21 protein-coding genes and 1 other annotated feature are annotated in these 20,081 nt (G+C 33.9%); of the genes, 2 read left to right on the plus strand and 19 right to left on the minus strand.

What is annotated here, in order from left to right; all coding sequences use genetic code 11:
• The first annotated feature begins 103 nt into the window (after positions 1–103).
• Positions 104–2,287: an LTA synthase family protein gene (locus DQM45_RS06050; RefSeq protein ID WP_003085557.1), complete on the plus strand. Its 2,184-nt coding sequence runs from the start codon at positions 104–106 to the stop codon at positions 2,285–2,287.
• Between the two features lie 131 nt (positions 2,288–2,418).
• Here DQM45_RS06050 and rplT read toward each other — a convergent pair whose 3' ends face one another.
• The 5 genes from rplT to DQM45_RS06075 form a co-directional block, all read right to left on the minus strand.
• Positions 2,419–2,778: a 50S ribosomal protein L20 gene (gene rplT, locus DQM45_RS06055; RefSeq protein ID WP_003083401.1), complete on the minus strand. Its 360-nt coding sequence runs from the start codon at positions 2,776–2,778 to the stop codon at positions 2,419–2,421.
• Positions 2,779–2,832: 54 nt separating this feature from the next.
• Positions 2,833–3,033 carry a 50S ribosomal protein L35 gene (gene rpmI / locus DQM45_RS06060; RefSeq protein ID WP_003085764.1) on the minus strand — a complete coding sequence of 67 codons (201 nt, stop codon included), beginning with the start codon at positions 3,031–3,033 and terminating at the stop codon, positions 2,833–2,835.
• A 41-nt stretch (positions 3,034–3,074) separates the two neighbouring features.
• The gene (infC, locus tag DQM45_RS06065) at positions 3,075–3,605 is read right to left on the minus strand and encodes a translation initiation factor IF-3 (RefSeq protein ID WP_003083646.1); all 531 of its coding nucleotides are present in this window, start codon (positions 3,603–3,605) and stop codon (positions 3,075–3,077) included.
• Between the two features lie 14 nt (positions 3,606–3,619).
• Positions 3,620–3,742, minus strand: a sequence feature (ribosomal protein L20 leader region).
• Between the two features lie 23 nt (positions 3,743–3,765).
• Positions 3,766–4,446 (minus strand): (d)CMP kinase, encoded by a 681-nt coding sequence (gene cmk / locus DQM45_RS06070; RefSeq protein ID WP_003082861.1) that lies wholly within the window; start codon positions 4,444–4,446, stop codon positions 3,766–3,768.
• A gap of 17 nt (positions 4,447–4,463) precedes the next feature.
• The gene (locus tag DQM45_RS06075) at positions 4,464–4,958 is read right to left on the minus strand and encodes an SAG1386/EF1546 family surface-associated protein (RefSeq protein ID WP_003085373.1); all 495 of its coding nucleotides are present in this window, start codon (positions 4,956–4,958) and stop codon (positions 4,464–4,466) included.
• 46 nt (positions 4,959–5,004) lie between these two features.
• Between DQM45_RS06075 and DQM45_RS06080 the strand changes: the two genes are divergently transcribed.
• The gene (locus tag DQM45_RS06080; protein ID WP_003082982.1) at positions 5,005–5,202 is read left to right on the plus strand and encodes a ferredoxin; all 198 of its coding nucleotides are present in this window, start codon (positions 5,005–5,007) and stop codon (positions 5,200–5,202) included.
• Here DQM45_RS06080 and DQM45_RS06085 read toward each other — a convergent pair.
• The 14 genes from DQM45_RS06085 to DQM45_RS06150 form a co-directional block, all read right to left on the minus strand.
• Entirely contained in the window at positions 5,189–5,677 is a 489-nt protein-coding gene (locus DQM45_RS06085; RefSeq protein WP_003084542.1) for an EbsA family protein, read from the minus strand. The two genes, DQM45_RS06080 and DQM45_RS06085, sit on opposite strands and share 14 nt — an antisense overlap.
• 30 nt (positions 5,678–5,707) lie before the next feature.
• Positions 5,708–6,931 (minus strand): peptidase T, encoded by a 1,224-nt coding sequence (pepT, locus tag DQM45_RS06090; protein ID WP_003084888.1) that lies wholly within the window; start codon positions 6,929–6,931, stop codon positions 5,708–5,710.
• Between the two features lie 84 nt (positions 6,932–7,015).
• Positions 7,016–8,893, minus strand: coding sequence for an N-acetylmuramoyl-L-alanine amidase (locus tag DQM45_RS06095; protein ID WP_003083304.1), 1,878 nt, complete (start codon positions 8,891–8,893; stop codon positions 7,016–7,018).
• Positions 8,894–8,914: 21 nt separating this feature from the next.
• Complete coding sequence (locus DQM45_RS06100) at positions 8,915–10,051, minus strand: glycosyltransferase family 4 protein (RefSeq protein ID WP_003083285.1); 1,137 nt, start codon at positions 10,049–10,051, stop codon at positions 8,915–8,917.
• Positions 10,041–10,874, minus strand: coding sequence for a glycosyltransferase (locus DQM45_RS06105; protein WP_003083473.1), 834 nt, complete (start codon positions 10,872–10,874; stop codon positions 10,041–10,043). The genes DQM45_RS06100 and DQM45_RS06105 overlap by 11 nt, the downstream gene beginning before the upstream one ends.
• A 1-nt stretch (position 10,875) precedes the next feature.
• Positions 10,876–12,294: an oligosaccharide flippase family protein gene (locus tag DQM45_RS06110; protein WP_003085705.1), complete on the minus strand. Its 1,419-nt coding sequence runs from the start codon at positions 12,292–12,294 to the stop codon at positions 10,876–10,878.
• A 5-nt stretch (positions 12,295–12,299) separates the two neighbouring features.
• Positions 12,300–13,658 carry a DUF2142 domain-containing protein gene (locus DQM45_RS06115; RefSeq protein ID WP_039984573.1) on the minus strand — a complete coding sequence of 453 codons (1,359 nt, stop codon included), beginning with the start codon at positions 13,656–13,658 and terminating at the stop codon, positions 12,300–12,302.
• A 10-nt stretch (positions 13,659–13,668) separates the two neighbouring features.
• Positions 13,669–14,604 (minus strand): glycosyltransferase, encoded by a 936-nt coding sequence (locus tag DQM45_RS06120; RefSeq protein ID WP_003084280.1) that lies wholly within the window; start codon positions 14,602–14,604, stop codon positions 13,669–13,671.
• Positions 14,604–15,662, minus strand: coding sequence for an NAD-dependent epimerase/dehydratase family protein (locus tag DQM45_RS06125; RefSeq protein ID WP_232036530.1), 1,059 nt, complete (start codon positions 15,660–15,662; stop codon positions 14,604–14,606). Before DQM45_RS06125 ends, DQM45_RS06120 begins: the two co-directional genes overlap by 1 nt.
• A 1-nt stretch (position 15,663) precedes the next feature.
• The gene (locus DQM45_RS06130; RefSeq protein ID WP_003083568.1) at positions 15,664–16,386 is read right to left on the minus strand and encodes an IspD/TarI family cytidylyltransferase; all 723 of its coding nucleotides are present in this window, start codon (positions 16,384–16,386) and stop codon (positions 15,664–15,666) included.
• Positions 16,387–17,211 (minus strand): LicD family protein, encoded by an 825-nt coding sequence (locus tag DQM45_RS06135; RefSeq protein WP_003085659.1) that lies wholly within the window; start codon positions 17,209–17,211, stop codon positions 16,387–16,389.
• A gap of 36 nt (positions 17,212–17,247) precedes the next feature.
• Entirely contained in the window at positions 17,248–19,008 is a 1,761-nt protein-coding gene (locus tag DQM45_RS06140; RefSeq protein ID WP_003084046.1) for a hypothetical protein, read from the minus strand.
• A complete protein-coding gene (locus tag DQM45_RS06145; RefSeq protein WP_003084051.1) occupies positions 19,005–19,355 on the minus strand; it encodes a DUF2304 domain-containing protein in 351 nt (116 codons plus the stop codon). Before DQM45_RS06145 ends, DQM45_RS06140 begins: the two co-directional genes overlap by 4 nt.
• Complete coding sequence (locus DQM45_RS06150; RefSeq protein ID WP_003086054.1) at positions 19,355–20,080, minus strand: glycosyltransferase family 2 protein; 726 nt, start codon at positions 20,078–20,080, stop codon at positions 19,355–19,357. Before DQM45_RS06150 ends, DQM45_RS06145 begins: the two co-directional genes overlap by 1 nt.
• Between the last annotated feature and the right edge of the window lies 1 nt (position 20,081).

Genomic DNA, 20,081 nt, shown 5'->3' on the forward strand with positions numbered 1-20,081 from the left:
CCTACTAAATTTAAACTTTTAACAAGCATAAGATCATTTTTTTTGTTATAATTTACTTTGAGATTTTTATCTTTAGGAAAAAATAAATGAGGAAGTTTCTTCAGTGACAACATTTAAAACTATCATATCAAAATTTACAAGTACGCGATTAGGATTTATTCTAACTCTACTCCTTGCTTATTGGATAAAGACCCTTTGGGCTTACCAAATGGATTTTTCACTTGATTTAGGAAACCTATATCAAGTCTTCTTATCAATCATCAATCCCATCCCTTTAGCATTATTACTATTGGGATTTGCACTTTATATTAAAAATACAAAAACATTCTATATCCTCTCTTGGATAATTTATGTCATTTTGAACTTGTTACTAATTTCAAATGCTATTTATTATCGCGAATTTTCTGACTTTATCACTGTAAGTGCCATGTTAGCCTCTAGTAAGGTGTCCGCAGGTTTAGGCGATTCCGCCTTAAATTTACTACGTTTCTGGGACATTATTTTTATTCTAGACTTTATTATCTTTGGTATTCTAAAAGTCAGCAAAAGATTAACTAGAGACCATAGGCCTTTTAACAAAAGAGCTGCCTTTGCTGTCTCTGCTCTTTCTTTCTTGATGCTCACTGCCAATTTATTCCTAGCAGAGATTGATCGACCTGAACTATTAACGCGTGGTTTTTCTAATACTTATATTGTTAGAGCGCTTGGTCTACCAGCTTTCACTATGTATAGTGCAAATCAAACTTACCAAGCACAAAAAGAGCGCAACGGCGCTACAGCAGATGAATTAGTTGCTGTCAAAAAATATGTTCAGGAACATTACGCAGCGCCAAATCCTAAATATTATGGGATTGCAAAAGGTAAAAATGTTATTGTTATTCATCTAGAAAGTTTCCAGCAATTCTTAATTGATTATAAATTAAAATCTGGCGATAAAGAGTATGAAGTAACACCTTTTCTTAACTCACTTTACCATTCAAAATCAACGTTCGCCTTTTCAAACTTTTTCCACCAAGTCAAAGCAGGGAAAACATCTGATGCTGAGACCATGATGGAAAACTCACTCTTTGGTTTAAATAGCGGTTCCTTCATGGTAAACTATGGAGGTGATAATACACAATTTGCTGCGCCCTCAATCCTTCGACAAAAAGATGGTTATACCAGTGCTGTCTTCCATGGTAATGTAGGTACCTTTTGGAATAGGAACAATGCATATAAACAATGGGGATATAACTACTTCTTTGATTCTTCATATTTCTCAAAACAGACCAAAAATAATTCTTTCCAATACGGACTCAATGACAAGTACATGTTCAAAGATTCTATCAAATATTTAGAAAGAATGCAGCAACCTTTCTATACTAAGTTTATTACTGTAAGTAACCATTATCCTTATACCAGCTTAAAAGGTGAGAAGGATGAAGAAGGCTTCCCACTAGCAGAAACCAAAGATGAAACTATTAATGGCTATTTTGCAACAGCAAACTATCTCGATTCCTCTATCAAATCCTTTTTTGACTATTTAAAAGCATCAGGCTTATATGACAAATCAGTTATTGTACTTTACGGAGATCATTATGGTATCTCTAACTCACGTAATACTAATCTAGCTGCCTTATTGGGTAAGGATCCCGAAACTTGGTCTGAATATGACAACGCTATGCTTCAACGCGTACCATATATGATACATATCCCAGGTTATCACGATGGTGGCATTAAAGATACTTTTGGGGGCGAAATTGATGCTCTACCAACCTTACTTCATGTGCTTGGTATTGATACTTCCAAGTATATTCAACTCGGTCAGGATTTATTATCTCCTCAAAATAAACAAATCGTAGCTCAAAGGACCTCCGGAACCTATATGACCCCTGATTACACCAACTACGGTGGCAGACTTTATAATACTAAAACCGGTGTTGAAATTACAAATCCTGATGAAGTAACTCTTGAAAAAACAAAAGCCATCCGCGAACAAACCGCACAACAATTATCAGTCAGTGATAATGTCCAAACGGGTGATCTCCTTCGCTTCAATACGGATAATGGCTTAGAAAAAACAGATCCAAGTAAATTTCTTTACACACATCAATTGAAACAAATGAAAAAAATCGAAAAAGAACTTGGCAATAAGTCAACGAGTCTCTATAGTGAAAATGGTGATAAAACGACTATAAGCCTTTTCAAAGCTCCTTCCTATCTAGAACTCAATCCTAAAGAGGAAAAACCATCATTCTCATCTGATGATGGTAACTCAAAAGACGGGAAAAAGATTGAAAAGAACTAACGCTATTTAAAAAGGCACCTCTATCTTAATAGATAGAGGTGCTTTTTTGATATAAAATAAAAAAAGAAGTTGTGAGAAAAATCGCCTTATCAACAAGACTAATTCTTCCCACTCCTTCTGATTAGGTAAAATTATTTGCCCAATTTATTTTTTGCTGCATCAGCAAGTGCTGTAAATCCAGCTGCATCTGTAACAGCTAAATCTGCAAGCATTTTACGGTTAACTTCAATTTCAGCAAGTTTCAAACCATGCATTAATTGTGAATAAGATAATCCATTCATGCGAGCTGCTGCATTAATACGTGTAATCCATAATTTGCGGAAATCACGTTTCTTTTGACGACGGTCACGGTATGCATAGTAATAAGAATTCATTACTTGTTCTTTTGCAGTACGGAACAAGATATGTTTTGCTCCATAGTAACCTTTAGCTAATTTTAATATACGTTTGCGACGTTTGCGTGAAACAACTCCACCTTTAACACGAGCCATTTATATTTCCTCCAAATAGTTCTAATAATTCTAGTAAATGTTTAACTAAGTCTCTTATCTAAGACCAGTAAGCATTGCTTTAATACGTTTAAAATCTCCTGCGCTTACCATTGAAGCTTTACGAAGATGACGACGTTGCTTTTTAGTTTTGCCGTGGAAACGGTGTGATGTAAAAGCGCGGAAGCGTTTCAAACCACCAGAACCTGTACGTTTAAAACGTTTAGCTGATGCGCGGTGTGTTTTTTGTTTTGGCATTTTTGTATTCTCCTCTTACTAAATCTTAAAAACTGTGACAATTATTTTTTGTCTGAAATTGGTGCAAGTTGCATAAACATTTGGCGACCATCCATTTTTGCTCTTTGCTCAATGATAGCAATATCCTGAGTAGCTTCAGCAAATTCAGCTAGAACCTTTGCACCAATCTCTTTATGAGTAATCATACGCCCTTTAAAGCGAATAGAAACTTTAACCTTATTACCCTTTTCAAGGAATTTACGGCCATTACGAAGCTTCGTCTCAAAGTCACCCTTATCAATAACGGGACTCAAACGTACCTCCTTAACAGTTACAACGCTCTGTTTCTTACGTTGTTCTTTTTGTTTCTTTTGAAACTCAAATTTGAACTTTCCATAGTCCATGATTTTGGCTACTGGAGGAACAGCTTGTGGCTGGATTAAAACCAAATCAACATTCGCATTATCAGCAATTGATTGTGCTTCTGATAATGGTTTTATACCTAATTGTTCACCTTCTAGACCAACTAGACGAACTTCACGAACGCGAATTTCATCATTAATGAATAGATCCTTTTTAGCTATGATCTTCACCTCTTTATTTTTTTAGAGAAAAACGAAAGCGGACCTGATAAATCAAGCCCGCACACATAATATCCAAATGGATTTTGATATGTAGGGCCAGACAACCTAAGTCGCAAGGCGAGAAGCTCTCACTTCTACTTTTCTCATTGTTACTATACTACCATGAAATTTAATCCATGTCAATTATTTTTTCTGCCTTTTCTTGAATAAATGTTACTACACCTTGAATATCAACACCTGTTGTATCAAAAACAATAGCATCATCTGCTGCTTTTAGTGGCGAAACTTGTCGATGACTATCTTTATAGTCACGTGCTGCAATTTCATCCTTTAAAATTTCTAGATTAGTCTTTATCCCTTTTTCAGTATTTTCCTTATAGCGCCTTATAGCTCTCTCTTCGACAGATGCAATTAAAAAGACTTTTAGTTCAGCGTCTGGCAAAACAACGGTCCCGATATCACGGCCATCCATAATAATAGCGCCCTTTGCTGCAATACGTCTTTGCTGATCTACGAGTTCCTCACGGATTTTGGCAATAGCCGAAACCCATGAAACATTATTAGTAACATCATTTTGCCGAATAGCTAAGGTAACATCCCTCTGTCCAAGATAGACCAATTGACTACCATCACTAGCTTTTTTGAAAGAAATAGGTTGTTTTGATAATTCCACTAGCAAAGCATCTACATCTTTTTCTGTAAAATGATTCTCTAAGGCAATATAAGTTGCACAACGGTACATAGCACCAGTGTCCAAATAAGTATAGCCAAGATTTTTAGCAATAATCTTGGCTACAGTACTTTTACCACTTGATGCAGGACCGTCGATTGCGATTCTAATAGCTTTCATGTTGTCCTCTTATAAAATTAGTTAATATATACCGCATCACCGGGATTTGCATACCAATACCCTAATGTCATGTGGTCCGGATTTAAAGTTTGTAATTGTTCTACACTAATACCTGCTCTCGCAGCAATAGATGCAACGCCCTCTCCCTGTAAAACAATAATCGTTTCGCCTTTTTTAGTACTCGAACTTGATGCTGTACTAGAAGATGTCTCAGCCATTGATGAACTACTTGTTTGTCCCTTTTTTGAAGATGACTTAGCAGCTTTTGATGCTTTGGCGTTTTCGTTTGATTTTGATATAGATGCTCCATAAAAACCGCTTGTGGCTGTTGTGCGATCTCCTCCACTGTTTGATGTGTAGAAGAAAATAAACAAGATCGCAACAATAATAACGAAGAAAACACTTAATAAGGCTGTTAACCAAGGTGTACTCAATATAGGACCTCTAGCTTTTCGCGACCTTAACCCTTTATCCTCGTTGACAATTTTTTCTTCCCATGGTTCTTTAGCCATGATCTTCCCCCTTGTTAAATAAACAAAATCATATTAAAATGATACTATGAAAGTATCTATAATTCCAGAAAAGTGTATTGCATGCGGTCTTTGTCAGACCTACTCTGACCTCTTTGACTACCGAGACGATGGCATCGTAAAGTTTACAGACTCAGATAGTTTGCAAAAAGAAATCTCTCTTCATGATAGTCAAACTTTACGTGCTGTTAAATCATGCCCAACTAAAGCACTTACAATAGAGTAAGTGTCTTTTTTTCATCTTTATAGTATTCAAAATAATCCAAATTAATCAAATTATCAACAAGAATAACTTCCCCTTTAAAGTATGGATTAATAACTAAAGCATCAAGAAAATATTTCTTAGGCCATTTACGCATATAAAAGAGATAGTTTTTATCACTTGTGCAAATAGTCACAGTTGATTTAGTGACTTCAACTTTAGTGATATCAGCAATTGCTAATCTCTGTGGCCCTAAAAGTCTTAACGAAACAATTCTTAAAACTCCATCTTCCTCAATTAGGAAATAACGATGCAATCCAATTCCCACTAAGACGATAAATATGAAAAATAAGATAAAGACACGCCTAGGAATATTGGTATTCTCATAAAGGAGCGATAATCCAATAAAAATGGGAGAAATCGCAATTGACCAATAGATAATAGACCATGATAATTCTGGTTGCCAGTGGTATCGGATTTTACCAAAAATTTTAATCATTTGATTTAGTCCCCTTAAACTTTTAAATAACTATGGTTTTTGCACGATACCAACAATAACTTGAACAGCTTTTTCCATAGTTTCAAGGCTAACAAATTCGAAACGGCCATGCATATTTTCTCCACCAGCAAAAATATTTGGTGTAGGGATACCCATAAAGGAAATTTTTGATCCATCTGTACCACCACGTATTGGCTCAATGATTGGTTTTATAGATAAGTCCTCCATCACTTCTTTAGCTAACTCAACAGGTGTCATGTCTTTTTCAATAACTTTACGCATGTTGTAATATTGATCATAAAGAGTAAGGATAACCCGCTCTGCACCAAGTTCGGCATTCATCTTGTCCGCAATAGCTTGAACTTTTGCTTTTCTCTCTTGGAAAGAAGCTTCATCGAAATCTCGAATAATATACGAGCTATGCGCCTCTTCAACACTACCTGACATCTCAGTCAGCATATAGAAACCATCATATCCATCTGTCAATTCTGGGCGTTCACTTATCGGTAGCTGATGGTGAAAGTCTATGGCTAACTGCAGAGCATTAATCATTTGACCTTTTGCAGTTCCAGGATGAACATTTCGACCTAAAAATGTCAAATCCAGACCGGCTGCGCTAAAGGTTTCAAATTGTAGTTCTCCTAAAGGCCCTCCATCCACAGTGTAGGCAAAATCAACGTTAAAATCTTCAACATCAAATTTATCAGCACCAACTCCAATTTCCTCATCAGGACCGAAAGCGACACGAATCTCACAGTGCTCTATTTTGGGATTAGCTACTAAAAACTCAATAGCTGTCATTATTTCAGCTATTCCTGATTTATCATCTGAACCAAGTAAGGTTGTTCCATCCGTTGTAATGAGAGTTTGGCCTAAATAATTATTCAGATTTGAAAATGCTTCAGGATCTAATGAATAACCAGATTCACCCAAAGCAATTGCTCCCCCTTGGTAATTTTCAATAATTTGGGGATTAACATTTTCAGCATTAAAATCAGCAGTATCAATGTGAGAAATGAAACCAATTTTACGGGTTAAATGACTAGCATTAGCCGGTAAAGTTCCCACAATATAGCCATTTTCAGGGATATAGTGAACATTCTGCAAGCCTATTGCTTCCATTTCTGGCTTTAAAATGTTCAAAGCAAAATCTACTTGACTTTGGGTACTGGGAGTTGTCTTACTTTCAGGATTACTGCGTGTATTAACTTTAACGTACTTCAAAAAACGTTCTAAAAGAGTGTTATTTAACATTATCGACCTCAATTATTTATTATCCCCATTATAGCATAAAATAGCCCAAAAATCTTAAGCTGAGTAAGATTTTTGAGCCATTTTTTAGAGTGAATAGTGTTTATAGTATGCCAGAATACCACTAACAACACCGTTAGCTAACTTTTCTTGATAAGCTGCTGTTGTAATCTTTTCGGATTCAATTGCATTAGACATATAACCCAATTCTAATAGCACAGCTGGGGCTGTTGTTTCTCTTAACACCGCAAAAGTATTTCTCAAAACTCCATTATCTTTAGCGGCAGTGTTCCTCACTGCAGCTGACTGAATTGCTTGCGCTAAGAAGGCACTTCTGCTCAAGCGTTCAGGATCATTATGATACAATTCATTAATCGCTGATGGATACTCTGGATAATATTCATAATAGTAGGATTCAATTCCATTGGCATAAGAGCTTGTTGATGCATTAAAATGGAGACTGACAAAAAGATCAGATAATGATGCATTGGCATTTTCCGACCGTGGAATCAAATCAACATATGTATCACTTGTGCGAGTAGTTATAACCTTATATCCAGCTGCTTCTAGCTTAGCCTTAATCCTATTTTGCATCTGTAAATTCAGGGTTTTCTCATATTGATTAAAGTAAGCTGCTCCAGAATCATAGCCACCATGTCCTGCATCAAGGTAAATAATTTTATTAATAACTGCATAATTACCTTGAGAAGCAGACAGACCTATTGGTTTGGCAATTTTATCAACTAATAGAATCTCAATTGCTTCTAAACGTTTTGATTGATCCGTAGTACCGGCAATAGCATTATCATAAACCCATGCTTGCCAACCGATATCTTGAACATGAACTCGATATTTAACACTGTATTTTTGTGCTAAAATGCCCGTTAACTGTAATTGCAAAGCTTCTAAGCGACGTGATTGCCCACTTGTACCACTCATATTTCCACTAGTGACATAATTTTGCCAGCCAATGCCTTGTACATGGCTACGATATTGTAAATTTCCAAATTCATTTGAAGATAAATTAACTATTAGTCCTTCAATTCTTTTTGATTGACCCGTTGTTCCAGCAAGCTGACCTTCTGCAACAAGTGGTTCCCAACCCATATTTTGAACGTGAGTTTGGTACGTTAAACTTGGTTTTATCATTTGAATAAAGGCTTTATTTTGATCTAGGCTAGTTTCTGCTCCCTTTGTAATCAAAAAGATTTCAAAAGCTTCCAACTGTTTAGATAAGCCCGTACTACCTGCAAAGGCACCATTTTTAGCCCAACCAAGCCAGCCATAAGAGGCAATATGAGTACGATAATAGATATCGTATTTAAGGGCTAAATTACCAGTTAAATTGATCTGAATAGCTTCAATTGCCTTAGATTGACCTGTCGTTCCACTAATCTGACCAGTTGATACAGCTTTTTGCCAACCTGAATTAACGACTGAACTATTATAAGTGATTGTACCTGTATAAGGAGTTGAAATATTAATTTTGATAGCTTCTAGTCGTTTAGATTGACCTGTCGTTCCGCTCACTAAACCATCAGTTACTGGCGCTTGCCAACCGATATCCTGAACATGACCTGAATAGGAGAGGACTGTGTCTTGTACTGCTGCAGTTTTGACCTCAGTTTGATCAGTTTTTTTAACCAAAGTTATCGGAGTTGTTGAAGGAATCGTTTTAGTATCCTGGTTAACTGTTGATAACACTTGTGACTCTTGGGAAGAAATAAGATCTTTTGAAGCTGTATTTTGTGGTTTTGAAACTAGCTTAGTAGGTATGGCTTGCTCACTTAGTCCATTTTGCACACCAGTTGTATTTTGCTGATTAATAGTAACAGAACTAGTTGCACTATCAGTTGCTAGTGGTGTGCTAACATCATTTGCATGGATTATGCCTGCATTCAAAAGATTAGCTAAAGTAATACCCGCAAGTAAATAAAACTTTTTTGAGCCATAGTATTTTTTCATTTTTTATCTCCATTATCACCTTTAGTTACCAAATAATACAGCCTCAAGCTTCTTAGCTGTTACTGACCAAACAAATGTTGATTTAATCCGTTCTTGAATATTTTTTTGTAAATTTACTCTTCTAGCAGAATCATCAACTAGGGTTTGTAGTGCATCTCTCAGCGAATCTTTATCTTCTTCAATAATAATTCCCAATTGATCATTGGTAATGACTTCAGTTGTACCACCACGATCCGTAGCAACTACGGCTGTTCCCAACAATCCTGCTTCTAAAATCGACGTTGGTAAGCCTTCAGGGTACATCGAAGGATAAACAAAAATATCTGATTGGGCCATTAAAGACATGGTCTCTTGAAAATTCAACTTACCTAAAAAGTGGATATTCCCATTTTTGTTCACTCTAACTAATTCCTCAAGTAAAGGTCCATCACCGGCAATTTGTAAGTGGATATTTTTTGGAAAATTAGCTTCCTCAAATGCTTCAACCAACATAGCAATACCCTTCTCTTTGAGAATTCGACCAGCATAAGTTATATATAATTCTTGCTCTTTTTTAGGTAAATAGCTAGCGCCCTTAAATTGATCTGCTAAATTATCCGGAACGGAATTATAGATCACACCACTTGACTTAATCGAAAAGTGTTCAAGCCATTCTGAACTCCGTTCGGATACTGCAAAAAATTGAGGATAATAAGATTTAACAAAACCAGTCAAAAGATGCTCATAAATGGCACCAAAAATATCCAATACTTTATTATTGACAGTAAAATGACTACTACCATGATCAAGAACAATACTTGGAAGCCCTTTAGCTTTAGCATAGTTTAAACCCATTAAAGTTGTCAATTGAAAACGGGTATTACAGATGACATAATCTGCGTTTTCAGCTAAAAGTTTATTATATAAATCATGATATTCTTGATTTTTATCTAAAATAGGATAGCGTTGTTTAAATTGCTTTTTAGATGGAAAACGATAAATTTTACGACTATTATCTACTTCATAATTAGGTAAATAATCATGATTGGTGGTTACAATAATAATGTCGTAACCCAGCTTAACCAATTCAGTTGTTAATTTATCAGTATAACGCTCAATCCCACCCAAGAAAGGTAAAAAATAACCGGAGAAAAATAGAATTGTTTTCTTATCTGTCATTATTGTCAACTTTCATAAATAAACCCTTGATAATACCTTTACCCATTGCAGTCACTTTTGACAACTTATGCTTTTCAAAACAGACAATTTTAATAAACTCATCTCTCAGAACAATGTAGTTATTTTTTGTTTCCTTGTTAAAGCCATATTTTTTACTAAGATAAATGGTATTACGAGCAAAATAATATTTTCGAAATGCACTGTGGTTGGATGTATAAGCATCTCTTCCTAAAAATTTGATTGGACTTGCATTACCAATTTCGTGAAGAAATCCAATTTTATTGATGCGATATGTTTTATATCCTAATTTTTCATAATGATAGTTCAAATCATAATCCACTAGGTCAATAAACATTTTTTCATCGAATTTATCAGATTTAGCGAAAACACTTGTTTTCATAAAAGCTGCCGAAGTAATACATTTTGTAACTTCTTCATATTCCGATGTGTAGCTTTCATCACTAGTCTTATTAATATCTTTAAACAAACAGGTTAAGATACCAACATTAGGCAAATTTATGTAAGATTTATAATTAGCAATAAGATCATTAAAAACGACTGTATCTTGATCTAAGGTAAGGAACCAATCAAAAGCATACTCAATAGCATAATTTCCAATCTTATTAAGCGCTGTTGCAATTCCAAGGTTTTCATTCAATTTAATGATGGTCAAATCAGGAAAAACCTGACAAATCTCATCACAATTTTGTGACCCATTATCGACAATTATCACTTTATCTACTTGAGGCTTAATGGCTTCAATATTTTCTTTTAAACGTTGTATTTCTGGATTGAATGTCACAATCCCTGCTAATATTGGCATTTTATAGTCCCCTCTTAAAGTTTCTAAATAGATCAATAACTGGTGTTTTCAACAGATAGATAATAATAATATAAGTTGATACCCCTACAATTGTTTGAAGTCCATAGTTTATAAAGGAGATAGACATATGACTATCCATATAATAAATTAGGGAAGCCGTTACAAGTGCTGCAAGCGAATAACGCAATAGTCCTCTTGTTAATTCCTTAATACTAAAGACATCTCGTAAAGAGATTATTTGATATAAAGACACTGCGAACTCAGTTAAAACTGTTGATATAATGGCACCCATGGCACCAAGAATTGGAATTAAAATGATATTACCAATGACATTTATAATTAGCCCAACAACTGCTGAATAGGTATACGCTTTTGTCCGCTTTGAAGCTAATAGATACTGGGTTCCTAAAGCGTTACCATAAGAAATAAAAATTATCATAAAGGATTGAACAGCCATTAAAGCGCCTACTTGGGCATAGTCTTTCCCAAAAAAGAAGGTTGCAAAAGTAGAGGACACTCCTACAACACCAGCAATCATAAGCATTGAAATAGCATTACTCAAATCTATTAATTTGATGAGTAATGATTTAGCTTCTTCTTTTTTTCCATTAGAAAAGAGACTTGACAAACGTGGTAAAAAAACCCCACCAATAGCTGAAACAATTGTAAATAAAATCCGAATAATTTTATCTGACTGATCAAAATAACCAGCACTGACAACACTATCCATTGCACCTAACATACTTTTATTCAATGATAGGTAAATTTGCATTGTAATTTGTGGCAAAAAGAGCATCAAAGTTGGTTTCAGGTGTTTAAAAATTGAAAGTCTTTTAAAAGGGATTCGTATAACTTCTTCTTTGAGTTGTGACCAAACCGTTAAATTCCCAAGTAAAGCTGCAAAAGCTATTAAAAAGATATACAAACCCAAATCATTTTTAGTTTTTACTAAAATAAATGTTAATGTAACCGTTGTTAGCTTAACAATCGTATTTCGAACAACTATCCTTTTAAAATCTTCTATTCCTAAGTAATACCAAGAAATGTCCGTTGCTATTGCCAGCAAATTTATCCCTTGTAATAGGTAAAAACTAGTCCAATCTTTAGTCCAGAAGACAAAAATCAAGTAAAAAACCGAAGCAATTGAGACCGTAATAAATTTCAAGAAAACTAATTCCCAAAATACTTTGCTTCTTTTATACTTGTTATTTTGAACAAAAGCAATTTCACGATTCCCGTATAAAGAAATCCCTAAAGCTCCAAAGAGAGTAAAATACATAACAATTGAACTTGTATAGGCATTAATACCGATTCCTGTTGGAGATAAGATACGAGATACATAAGGAACTGTTATCAGCGGAAGTATTAACGTTAATAACTGATAAGAGGTATTGTAAAACATATTTCTTATTAATTTCACGCGAATTACCTCAAAATCAAACTAATAACAGTATCAAATAATAGAAGTCCATTCGATACGACTATTAAACATAGTAAAGAAATTGGCACAATTTTTTGTCCATTTTGCTCAATTCTAATTTTTATACTAGATGCAAAAACTTGTAATAACACTAAAGTTGGAGTGAAATAGCGTCCTTGTACCCCCTCAATATAACTTGTTCTTGCTCCATTATATTCTAGCATGATAAAATATACCCCAAAAATCCCAAAAAAGAATGTCATAAGGAATATTAAACCCATTTTTCTACTCTTAATAAATTTTTCTTCGGTAAATAAGACTACAAAAAATAAGAGATACCAAACAGCTGAAACCCATGTTGGGATAAAATTATAAGTAGGATAAGGTGCTGCCAACCAAGATGTAATATCATTACTTAACAATTCAGTTCCAGAGTAATTATAGCCAAATGTCATCAAGTATCTTCGGATAACAACGAAAATGCCCCCATGTGACCTACATACTAAATAGAAGACTCCTAGGGCAATCAGGATGATAACTATTTTTATCAGCATATGACTTTTCACAAAGTCATATGCTAGCTTCACTTTGTTTGTCATTTTTTGGGCTAAGGTATGATTCGTCTGAAGTAATGAGATTGGGATCAACATAAGTAATAGCCAGTAGTTTTGTTTACATGCAAGTAATAACAAAAGGCTTATAAATGCAAGAATTATTAACCGTCTTTTGGTTACTAAACGATCCGATAGAATATTTATCAACACTGCTATTAGACTGGCCGTAATAAGATAACCCGTTGCATCATATGATAGACTCGCAAAAGCATTTAGTGCAACTGGACTCAAGAAAACAGCAAAATATATCATTTTTGCATTTCTTAAGTATTTAATAATTAATGTTAAACTTACAATTGAAACAAAAGATGAAAAAAGTCTTGCTACGGTTATCATTATTCCCATTGAAGGATAAATATATGAACCAATTTTAAGACCAATCGCTGGCAAAACATGCCCACCAAAAACAAAGTTGAAAATGGAGTAGTTCACTTCACGAGGAGCGTCTTTCCATGATATAAAATTTGCCTTATTAAGATAGTATTTTTCAAACCTTGTCCCATCTTGATACGACTCTTTTTGACTCTTCATCCCTGAAACAATGCTATATTCACCATATTTAGAAGTATCAATAACTTTGTTTGCAATACGACCCGATACCGCTAGATGATATTGACCATCAGGTTCATTGAAAAAAGGCATAAAAATGCTAAGTGACATTGTTATCATTAAGCCTACTACCAAAAAGGTTTTGTGTATTGAACTGTCTGAAAAAATACTATCAAAAAAAGTCAAAGCTTTTTCTTTCATTTACTCACCATTATTTCTTAAAGATAAAAATTAAATCTCTTATTCGATTACTGAAACTATCATAATATTGACCTTTTATAATAGTTTGTTTTAAGGTCGAAAATAATTTCCGGTTCTCAGCATTTTCAAGACGCTCAACATTGAATTGATAATATTTGTTTAAGCGATTCAGGTTCTTATGTTGATCCTCAACGAGTACGGCTCGAGCGATTGTAAAATAGCTCACTACTAATTTCAACTCCGTGATATGTCTTGAATGTGTACTGTGTATGTTCAATAAATGACCACTGGCATTTCCACCATGCCGTTTATGTAATCCTACAGGATAATTATAATTGTATCCTGTTCCTAATAATCCGGAAATTCCGGTCATTAGGTTATCATGTGATAGCATTAACCCTTCTTGATAATGCTTCATAACTTGCTCAACAAATGATTTCCTGATACAAAAAGTCCATCCTTGACGGTAATTATGATATGAAAAATCAAGTGGATACTGAGTTAGCTTAGCTTTAGCATCAAATTGAAATTGTTTCGGATAAGTAGCCTCTCCTGACATTAATTTGATATCAACATCTGCACTTAGAACATCAACAAAAGGGTGAGTTTCCATGATAGAAACTTGTTTTTCGTTTTTATCCCAATACCAGATGTCATCTTGATCACTAAAAAAGATATAATCAACTGTTAAAGATAATGAATCAAGTAATAATTGTCGAAAATTCAACCGCCATCCTAAATTCTTTTCATTTTTTTGAATAGACCAATTATTTAAATTATATTTTAAAATATAAGTATTAACAACTTCTATGGTTTTATCAGTTGACCCATCATCGCGAAGTAAGACATAATCCGGCTTCAATGTTTGATTTCTGATAGAATCTAATTGTTCCTCAATAAAATCTTGACCATTATAGGTAGCCATTAATACTGCTGTTCTAACCATTATATCTCCTCAAAGCTCTTAACAGTTTTGACAAGTCCATCTGTTAAGGAAACTTTCTTTTTCCAACCAATCTTTTCAATTTTTTCAGTGCTTAATCTTGTCCGTCCCATTTTACTATATGCTTTACTAGCTTCACTTGGAATTTCAAATACAACCTGCAAATCTTTATCTGGGAAAGTATCAACTAATAACTGAGCCAAGTTCCGAATCATAATAGGTTCTTCTTCATTAGCTATATTGTAGGCTTGACCAATTTCTCCATTTAATAAAATCAAGAATAAGGCAACTGTTGCGTCAGCTAAATAACAAAAAGCACGTTCTGCACTCCCATCACTTTTTAAAACAATGTCTTCCTTCATAAGAACATTATTTAGTAAATCACTCATAATACGGCCATCATTTGCCACTTCCATTCCAGGCCCATAAACATGAGCCAGTCTAGCAATGGTAAATGGAACTTGATATTGATCCGAATAGGATTTCAAAAGTGTTTCTGCGATACGCTTACTTTCTGGATAACAAGCTCTACTTTCTAGAATATCAAATGCTCCATATGCTTCTTCATCAATAACTTCCTGAATTGCTTTACCATAAATTTCACGGGTTGACATAAAAAGAAAATTTTCAATTTCTTTTACTTTCGCAAATTCTAAAAGATTAAGTGTGCCCAAAGTATTAGCTTTAATTATCCCAACTGGATCAGTTAAAATATAGTGTGGGCTAGCGTTGCTGGCAGCATGAACAATAAAATCAACTGTCCCATCATATAACAATGGTTGATTGACATCGTGTTGAATTAAAATAATTTTATTCTCTTCAACTAATCCTTTAAAGCGCTCTTTAGCTTTATCCAAGTTACGGGCAGTTGCAATAATAGTAATATCGCTATCCTCAAACTGATTTAAATAGACTAAGGTGTAAATCATATAGGTAGCCAACATACTGTTCGCCCCAGTAATTAAAATTGATTTATGATTTAATTTATCCCAAGCTACAGATCGATCTTTAATAATAGCTTGTAAATCTTCTTGAACAATTGTATTTGAATAACTTATCATTTTATAATCCATAAATTTGCGCATTTTCTTTAGCATCATAAAGAGCTTTAAATGTATAAAAATCATCTGGTGTTGTGATTTTTATGTTTTCGTATGGCCCTTCTACAATAGTTAACTTCCGATTGTACATTCCCATTAATGTACTAGAATCAATTGCATTAGTGATTCCTTTTGAGATAGCATCACGTTGAACTTCTAAAATATCTTTTAAGTAAAAACTTTGCGGAGCTTTTGCAATATAGGAACGCGTTCGGTCAACAACCTCTTGAATTTCCTCTTGCTCATTTATCAAAACAACTGTTTCTTTTGCAGCTACTGATGTAATGGCAGTTCCTTTTTCCTTTACAGTTTTAATATTGCTAGAAAGTAAAGGAACATCAATTAATGGACGAACGCCATCATGAATCAGGACAATATCATCTTGTCCTCTAGCAATTTTTTCAGCAGCTTCTAAACCATTAAAAATTGAAAGTTGTCCTGTTTCACCGCCAGGAACAATGGCTTTAACTTTTTTGAGAGAAAATTTTTCTACTAGTTTTTCCATGTAGTCAATCCAATCACTGACACATACAACAACAGTCACATCAATTTCTGGATTATTTTCAAAAACTTCTAAGGTATGAACAATGATTGGTTTACTATGAACTTCTAAAAATTGTTTTGGTTTTCCTTTAGAGCGCATTCGGCTTCCTACACCACCTGCAAAAATAAGACCAATATTCATTTAATTCTCCTTCCAGTACCAAGTGTAGTAACTGTGATTTTCTCGCTTATTCTCAGGCGGTAATTCCATATAAGAATCACCATAAAGTTGATTTAAATAAGCATGATCATTTTTAATCTTTCTTACTGTTAAATGTTCAAATGGTGTATCTTCATATTCTGAAAATAATTCAACAGGGAAAAACTCTTTTAAACGATAGCGTGAGTCTGTATACCCTATAAAAGGTACATCTTGATCATTGTATGTTCCCATAATCTGATCTGCTACTAGTGCTCGTTTTTTTGCTTGGCCATGATACAAAACAAAACGTGGAAAACCTAAAATCAATCTAGCAACAGCATATAATTTCCGTGAACCACTAGCATAGTTTGGGTAGGTTGTACACATAAGGTTTGCAGCTGCATTATGAACTTTCTTAAAGAATTTCTCCCGATCCTCAGAACTTTCAGGTAATTTGTCCATAGGGAAGAGGTCAATAAAGACACCCGTCCAAGGGTGAATGCGATCAGTCTTGCTCTGATACATAGAACCTGTATGATAGAGTTTTGCAAATGGCCATAGATTAGGTTCAACAGAATGGTGCAACAACTTATACTCTGTATTTTCTTCTTTAGCTAAAACTACCATCAGCTTTTCATAGTCACTTCTTTTGAGCATTAAATCAATATCGTCATCCCAAGGAATAAATCCTTGATGGCGAATAGAGCCCAAGAGACTTCCGCCACCTAAAGAATATTCTATTTTATTTTCTCTTGCTATTTTATCAATATAGGAAAGCATCTCCAATTGGATTTTCCTAATTTCTGAAACGGTCATTTTTTTCATATCTTATTTCCTTTCAAATTGAAGAAATCATTATAACTAGGTTTTTTTGATGAAGAAAATAATAACGCCAATATAAGAAATAATAACAACAACTAATAGTCCTACTACCTTATATATTGGATTCAAATGATGAACTGATTTCTGCCCCTTATTTTTAACAGGAATAGCATTATACTCTTGATCATCATATTTAAAATCTGAAACAAAACCGTTAACTTCATAATTAGTTATTCTAGCACTCGAAATAGAATTGCCATTGACTTTAAAATAGATTGGTTTCTTATTATTAACTTCCCTCTTTTCATTTTGTTGGGGAATAATAAAATATTTGTATCTATCTGAAAGACCTCTTATTTTGTATAAAGGTTCATTATCTTTTTTTTGTTCTTTTTTATTGAAAACCCAAAAGTCATAATTGATAGGGATATCTCTAACATTCCCATCTACGTAGGTAAACCTCTCACCGCTAATTAAAAATGGTTGAAAGCAACTGATTTTCTTAATAAATTCTATTTGGTTTAAATGAGTATTAGTCCAAAAAGTTGTCTCTTTATTTGTTTCCAAAACCTCTACTTTCCCTTTTCGAATTCTTCCTAATATAAATTGAATTCCCGAGATTGGTTTATTTGTTTTCTGATTGTTTGTCACAAAATTAATACCATAACTTCTAATTTGTGGAGTAAGAATACCGCCATTTTCATCTAGAACAAAAATACCTTGCGATGATTTCGTGTTGTACACTTCAAATGATTTTTCCATATGACTTGTTTGATCATTTGGTTTTTCAAGAATCAAAGGTAACTTATAATTGACCCTCGAGCTCACATGCCCCTTAATAATCAGCTTATCTTTTGTATTTTTTTCAAAATTAAAATTAAGTGACTTTATCGCATAAAGCTTAGAGAGCGCCAGAGTAACTTCTTTATCCATAATATCCAAATCATTTTTATCTGGATTTTCTTTTCCAATACGATAACTAATTTGTCCATTTACAATTGTCGGACTGTATTTAGAATCCGTGAGTTTTCCCTTATCAGACTTCTTAGTAATAATTGGATCAATTTTTTCTTGATAATGATGATTTGCTGAATCAATAACAAAATTGGGTGATAATCGTATTAGCATTTTACGTGAAGTTATTGGAATTTCATAAGTAATTTCTTCTCCGAGATCTGCTGAAATCCCACTTAATTTTTGTTTACCATTAAGTAATATCGGTTTTTTATTCGGTCTCGAATTCCCCAAATAAACAGTTGAATTATTAGTAAGTCTTACTAAACGATAATCTTTAGACCCAGTAGTATCTCTTAAAATAGATAAACCACTCTCTACATTCCCAATTAATTTACCGGACTGATTTGAAAATTTATACCTTGTGTTTTCTGGATTAGATAGAAAAACTTCTTTTTTTAAGCCATTCATAAACGTTAAGTAATCTAATGAATTTTCAAAAAGAATCTTAATAATAGCTTTAGCCTCTGCATCATTATGCTTGATACCTTGTCCAAACTGGTAATCACCGAGATTTACTTTTGAGTCATAAACATCATATTTCTTTCTTACACTGTCTAAAGTATAGTGCGAAAAATCAGATGTATTGAATTTACCAGATCTAATTTTTCTATAAGCCGTTTCATAGTTAAATACCGCGACATGTATTCCTTGCATTGGTTGATTATTATAATGATAATAAGCTGTAATATCAACTTTTTTATATGTATTTTCAGAATTACTTGACTTCTTACATCCCGTCAATAGTAAAAGAAAAGTTACAACAATTAATATCTTTTTGGTCATTTAGAATTTTTATCCTCTATTTCTTTTTTTAACAGGGAAACTTCTTGAATGAGTTTTTTAATTTGTTCTTCTTTGCGGGTACTACTGGTCGTATCAAATATCTCTAGGATAAATAAAAAGAGGACAGCCATAAACAAAAGAAAATTCATTGTTAACGCAAATCCAGCCCTATGCGCCACGAAAGAAACGACCTGTGGAAATAAGCTAATAAAAACAAGTGAAAAACCGATAAATAACCACGGTGTTGCCCGTTTCACAGAAAATGAATGTCTATTAACCATACGAATGATGACATATAAAATGACAATGGCTAACAGGAACATTTCAACTTGTAAAAATAAACTCATTAGTCTTTCTCCTTCATGAAACCTGCAATTAGGATTGAAATAAGCACATCAATCATGTATGTGACAGATTTAAAGGCTCTTATACTCGAAACGCCTTCTAATCGTTCAAACATATTTGCAGGCATTTCTTTTACTTTTAAGCCTTTTTTTAACAGACTTACAATTGATTCGGGTTCAGGGTAGGCAACTGGATACCGATCAGCAAAATAAGCAATTACCTTTTTGTTCCCAGCTCGATAACCGCTTGTTGTGTCATAAATTTTCTTACCAGTAGTTAACTTAATAGCAATTGAAATAAGATTAATGCCTAAACGACGCATAAAGGTAGACTGAAAATTTTCAATCGACCTGTCAACAAAGCGAGAACCAATAACAAAGTCTACTTCTTCATCTAGTACTGGCATAACCACTTGAACGATACTATTGATATCATGTTGTCCATCACCATCAAATTGAACAGCAACATCGTAATCTTTTCTTAAAGCATAAATATAACCTGTTTGAACACCGCCACCGATTCCTAAATTTTGAATTAAATCAATGTGATGAAGCCCTTTAGCATCCAATATGTCAGCTGTTCTATCTTTTGAGCCATCATTAATAACAATATAATCTAAAAGAAAAGGAAGTTGGTGCTCTTCTCGGTAGGACACAATATTAGAGACTGTTTTTTCGATGCTTCCTTCTTCGTTATAAGCTGGAATTATTAGTAGTACTTTTTTCATG

This window comes from Streptococcus porcinus, assembly GCF_900475415.1.
Lineage (GTDB): Bacteria > Bacillota > Bacilli > Lactobacillales > Streptococcaceae > Streptococcus > Streptococcus porcinus.

Coding starts and splice junctions, on each gene's coding strand:
- rplT (WP_003083401.1), bottom strand. CDS start 2,778: ATGGCTCGTGTTAAAGGTGGAGTTGTTTCACGCAAACGTCGCAAACGT.
- rpmI (WP_003085764.1), bottom strand. CDS start 3,033: ATGCCAAAACAAAAAACACACCGCGCATCAGCTAAACGTTTTAAACGT.
- cmk (WP_003082861.1), bottom strand. CDS start 4,446: ATGAAAGCTATTAGAATCGCAATCGACGGTCCTGCATCAAGTGGTAAA.
- DQM45_RS06075 (WP_003085373.1), bottom strand. CDS start 4,958: ATGGCTAAAGAACCATGGGAAGAAAAAATTGTCAACGAGGATAAAGGG.
- DQM45_RS06080 (WP_003082982.1), top strand. CDS start 5,005: ATGAAAGTATCTATAATTCCAGAAAAGTGTATTGCATGCGGTCTTTGT.
- DQM45_RS06085 (WP_003084542.1), bottom strand. CDS start 5,677: ATGATTAAAATTTTTGGTAAAATCCGATACCACTGGCAACCAGAATTA.
- pepT (WP_003084888.1), bottom strand. CDS start 6,931: ATGTTAAATAACACTCTTTTAGAACGTTTTTTGAAGTACGTTAAAGTT.
- DQM45_RS06095 (WP_003083304.1), bottom strand. CDS start 8,893: ATGAAAAAATACTATGGCTCAAAAAAGTTTTATTTACTTGCGGGTATT.
- DQM45_RS06100 (WP_003083285.1), bottom strand. CDS start 10,051: ATGACAGATAAGAAAACAATTCTATTTTTCTCCGGTTATTTTTTACCT.
- DQM45_RS06105 (WP_003083473.1), bottom strand. CDS start 10,874: ATGCCAATATTAGCAGGGATTGTGACATTCAATCCAGAAATACAACGT.
- DQM45_RS06115 (WP_039984573.1), bottom strand. CDS start 13,658: ATGAAAGAAAAAGCTTTGACTTTTTTTGATAGTATTTTTTCAGACAGT.
- DQM45_RS06120 (WP_003084280.1), bottom strand. CDS start 14,604: ATGGTTAGAACAGCAGTATTAATGGCTACCTATAATGGTCAAGATTTT.
- DQM45_RS06125 (WP_232036530.1), bottom strand. CDS start 15,662: ATGATAAGTTATTCAAATACAATTGTTCAAGAAGATTTACAAGCTATT.
- DQM45_RS06130 (WP_003083568.1), bottom strand. CDS start 16,386: ATGAATATTGGTCTTATTTTTGCAGGTGGTGTAGGAAGCCGAATGCGC.
- DQM45_RS06135 (WP_003085659.1), bottom strand. CDS start 17,211: ATGAAAAAAATGACCGTTTCAGAAATTAGGAAAATCCAATTGGAGATG.
- DQM45_RS06140 (WP_003084046.1), bottom strand. CDS start 19,008: ATGACCAAAAAGATATTAATTGTTGTAACTTTTCTTTTACTATTGACG.
- DQM45_RS06145 (WP_003084051.1), bottom strand. CDS start 19,355: ATGAGTTTATTTTTACAAGTTGAAATGTTCCTGTTAGCCATTGTCATT.
- DQM45_RS06150 (WP_003086054.1), bottom strand. CDS start 20,080: ATGAAAAAAGTACTACTAATAATTCCAGCTTATAACGAAGAAGGAAGC.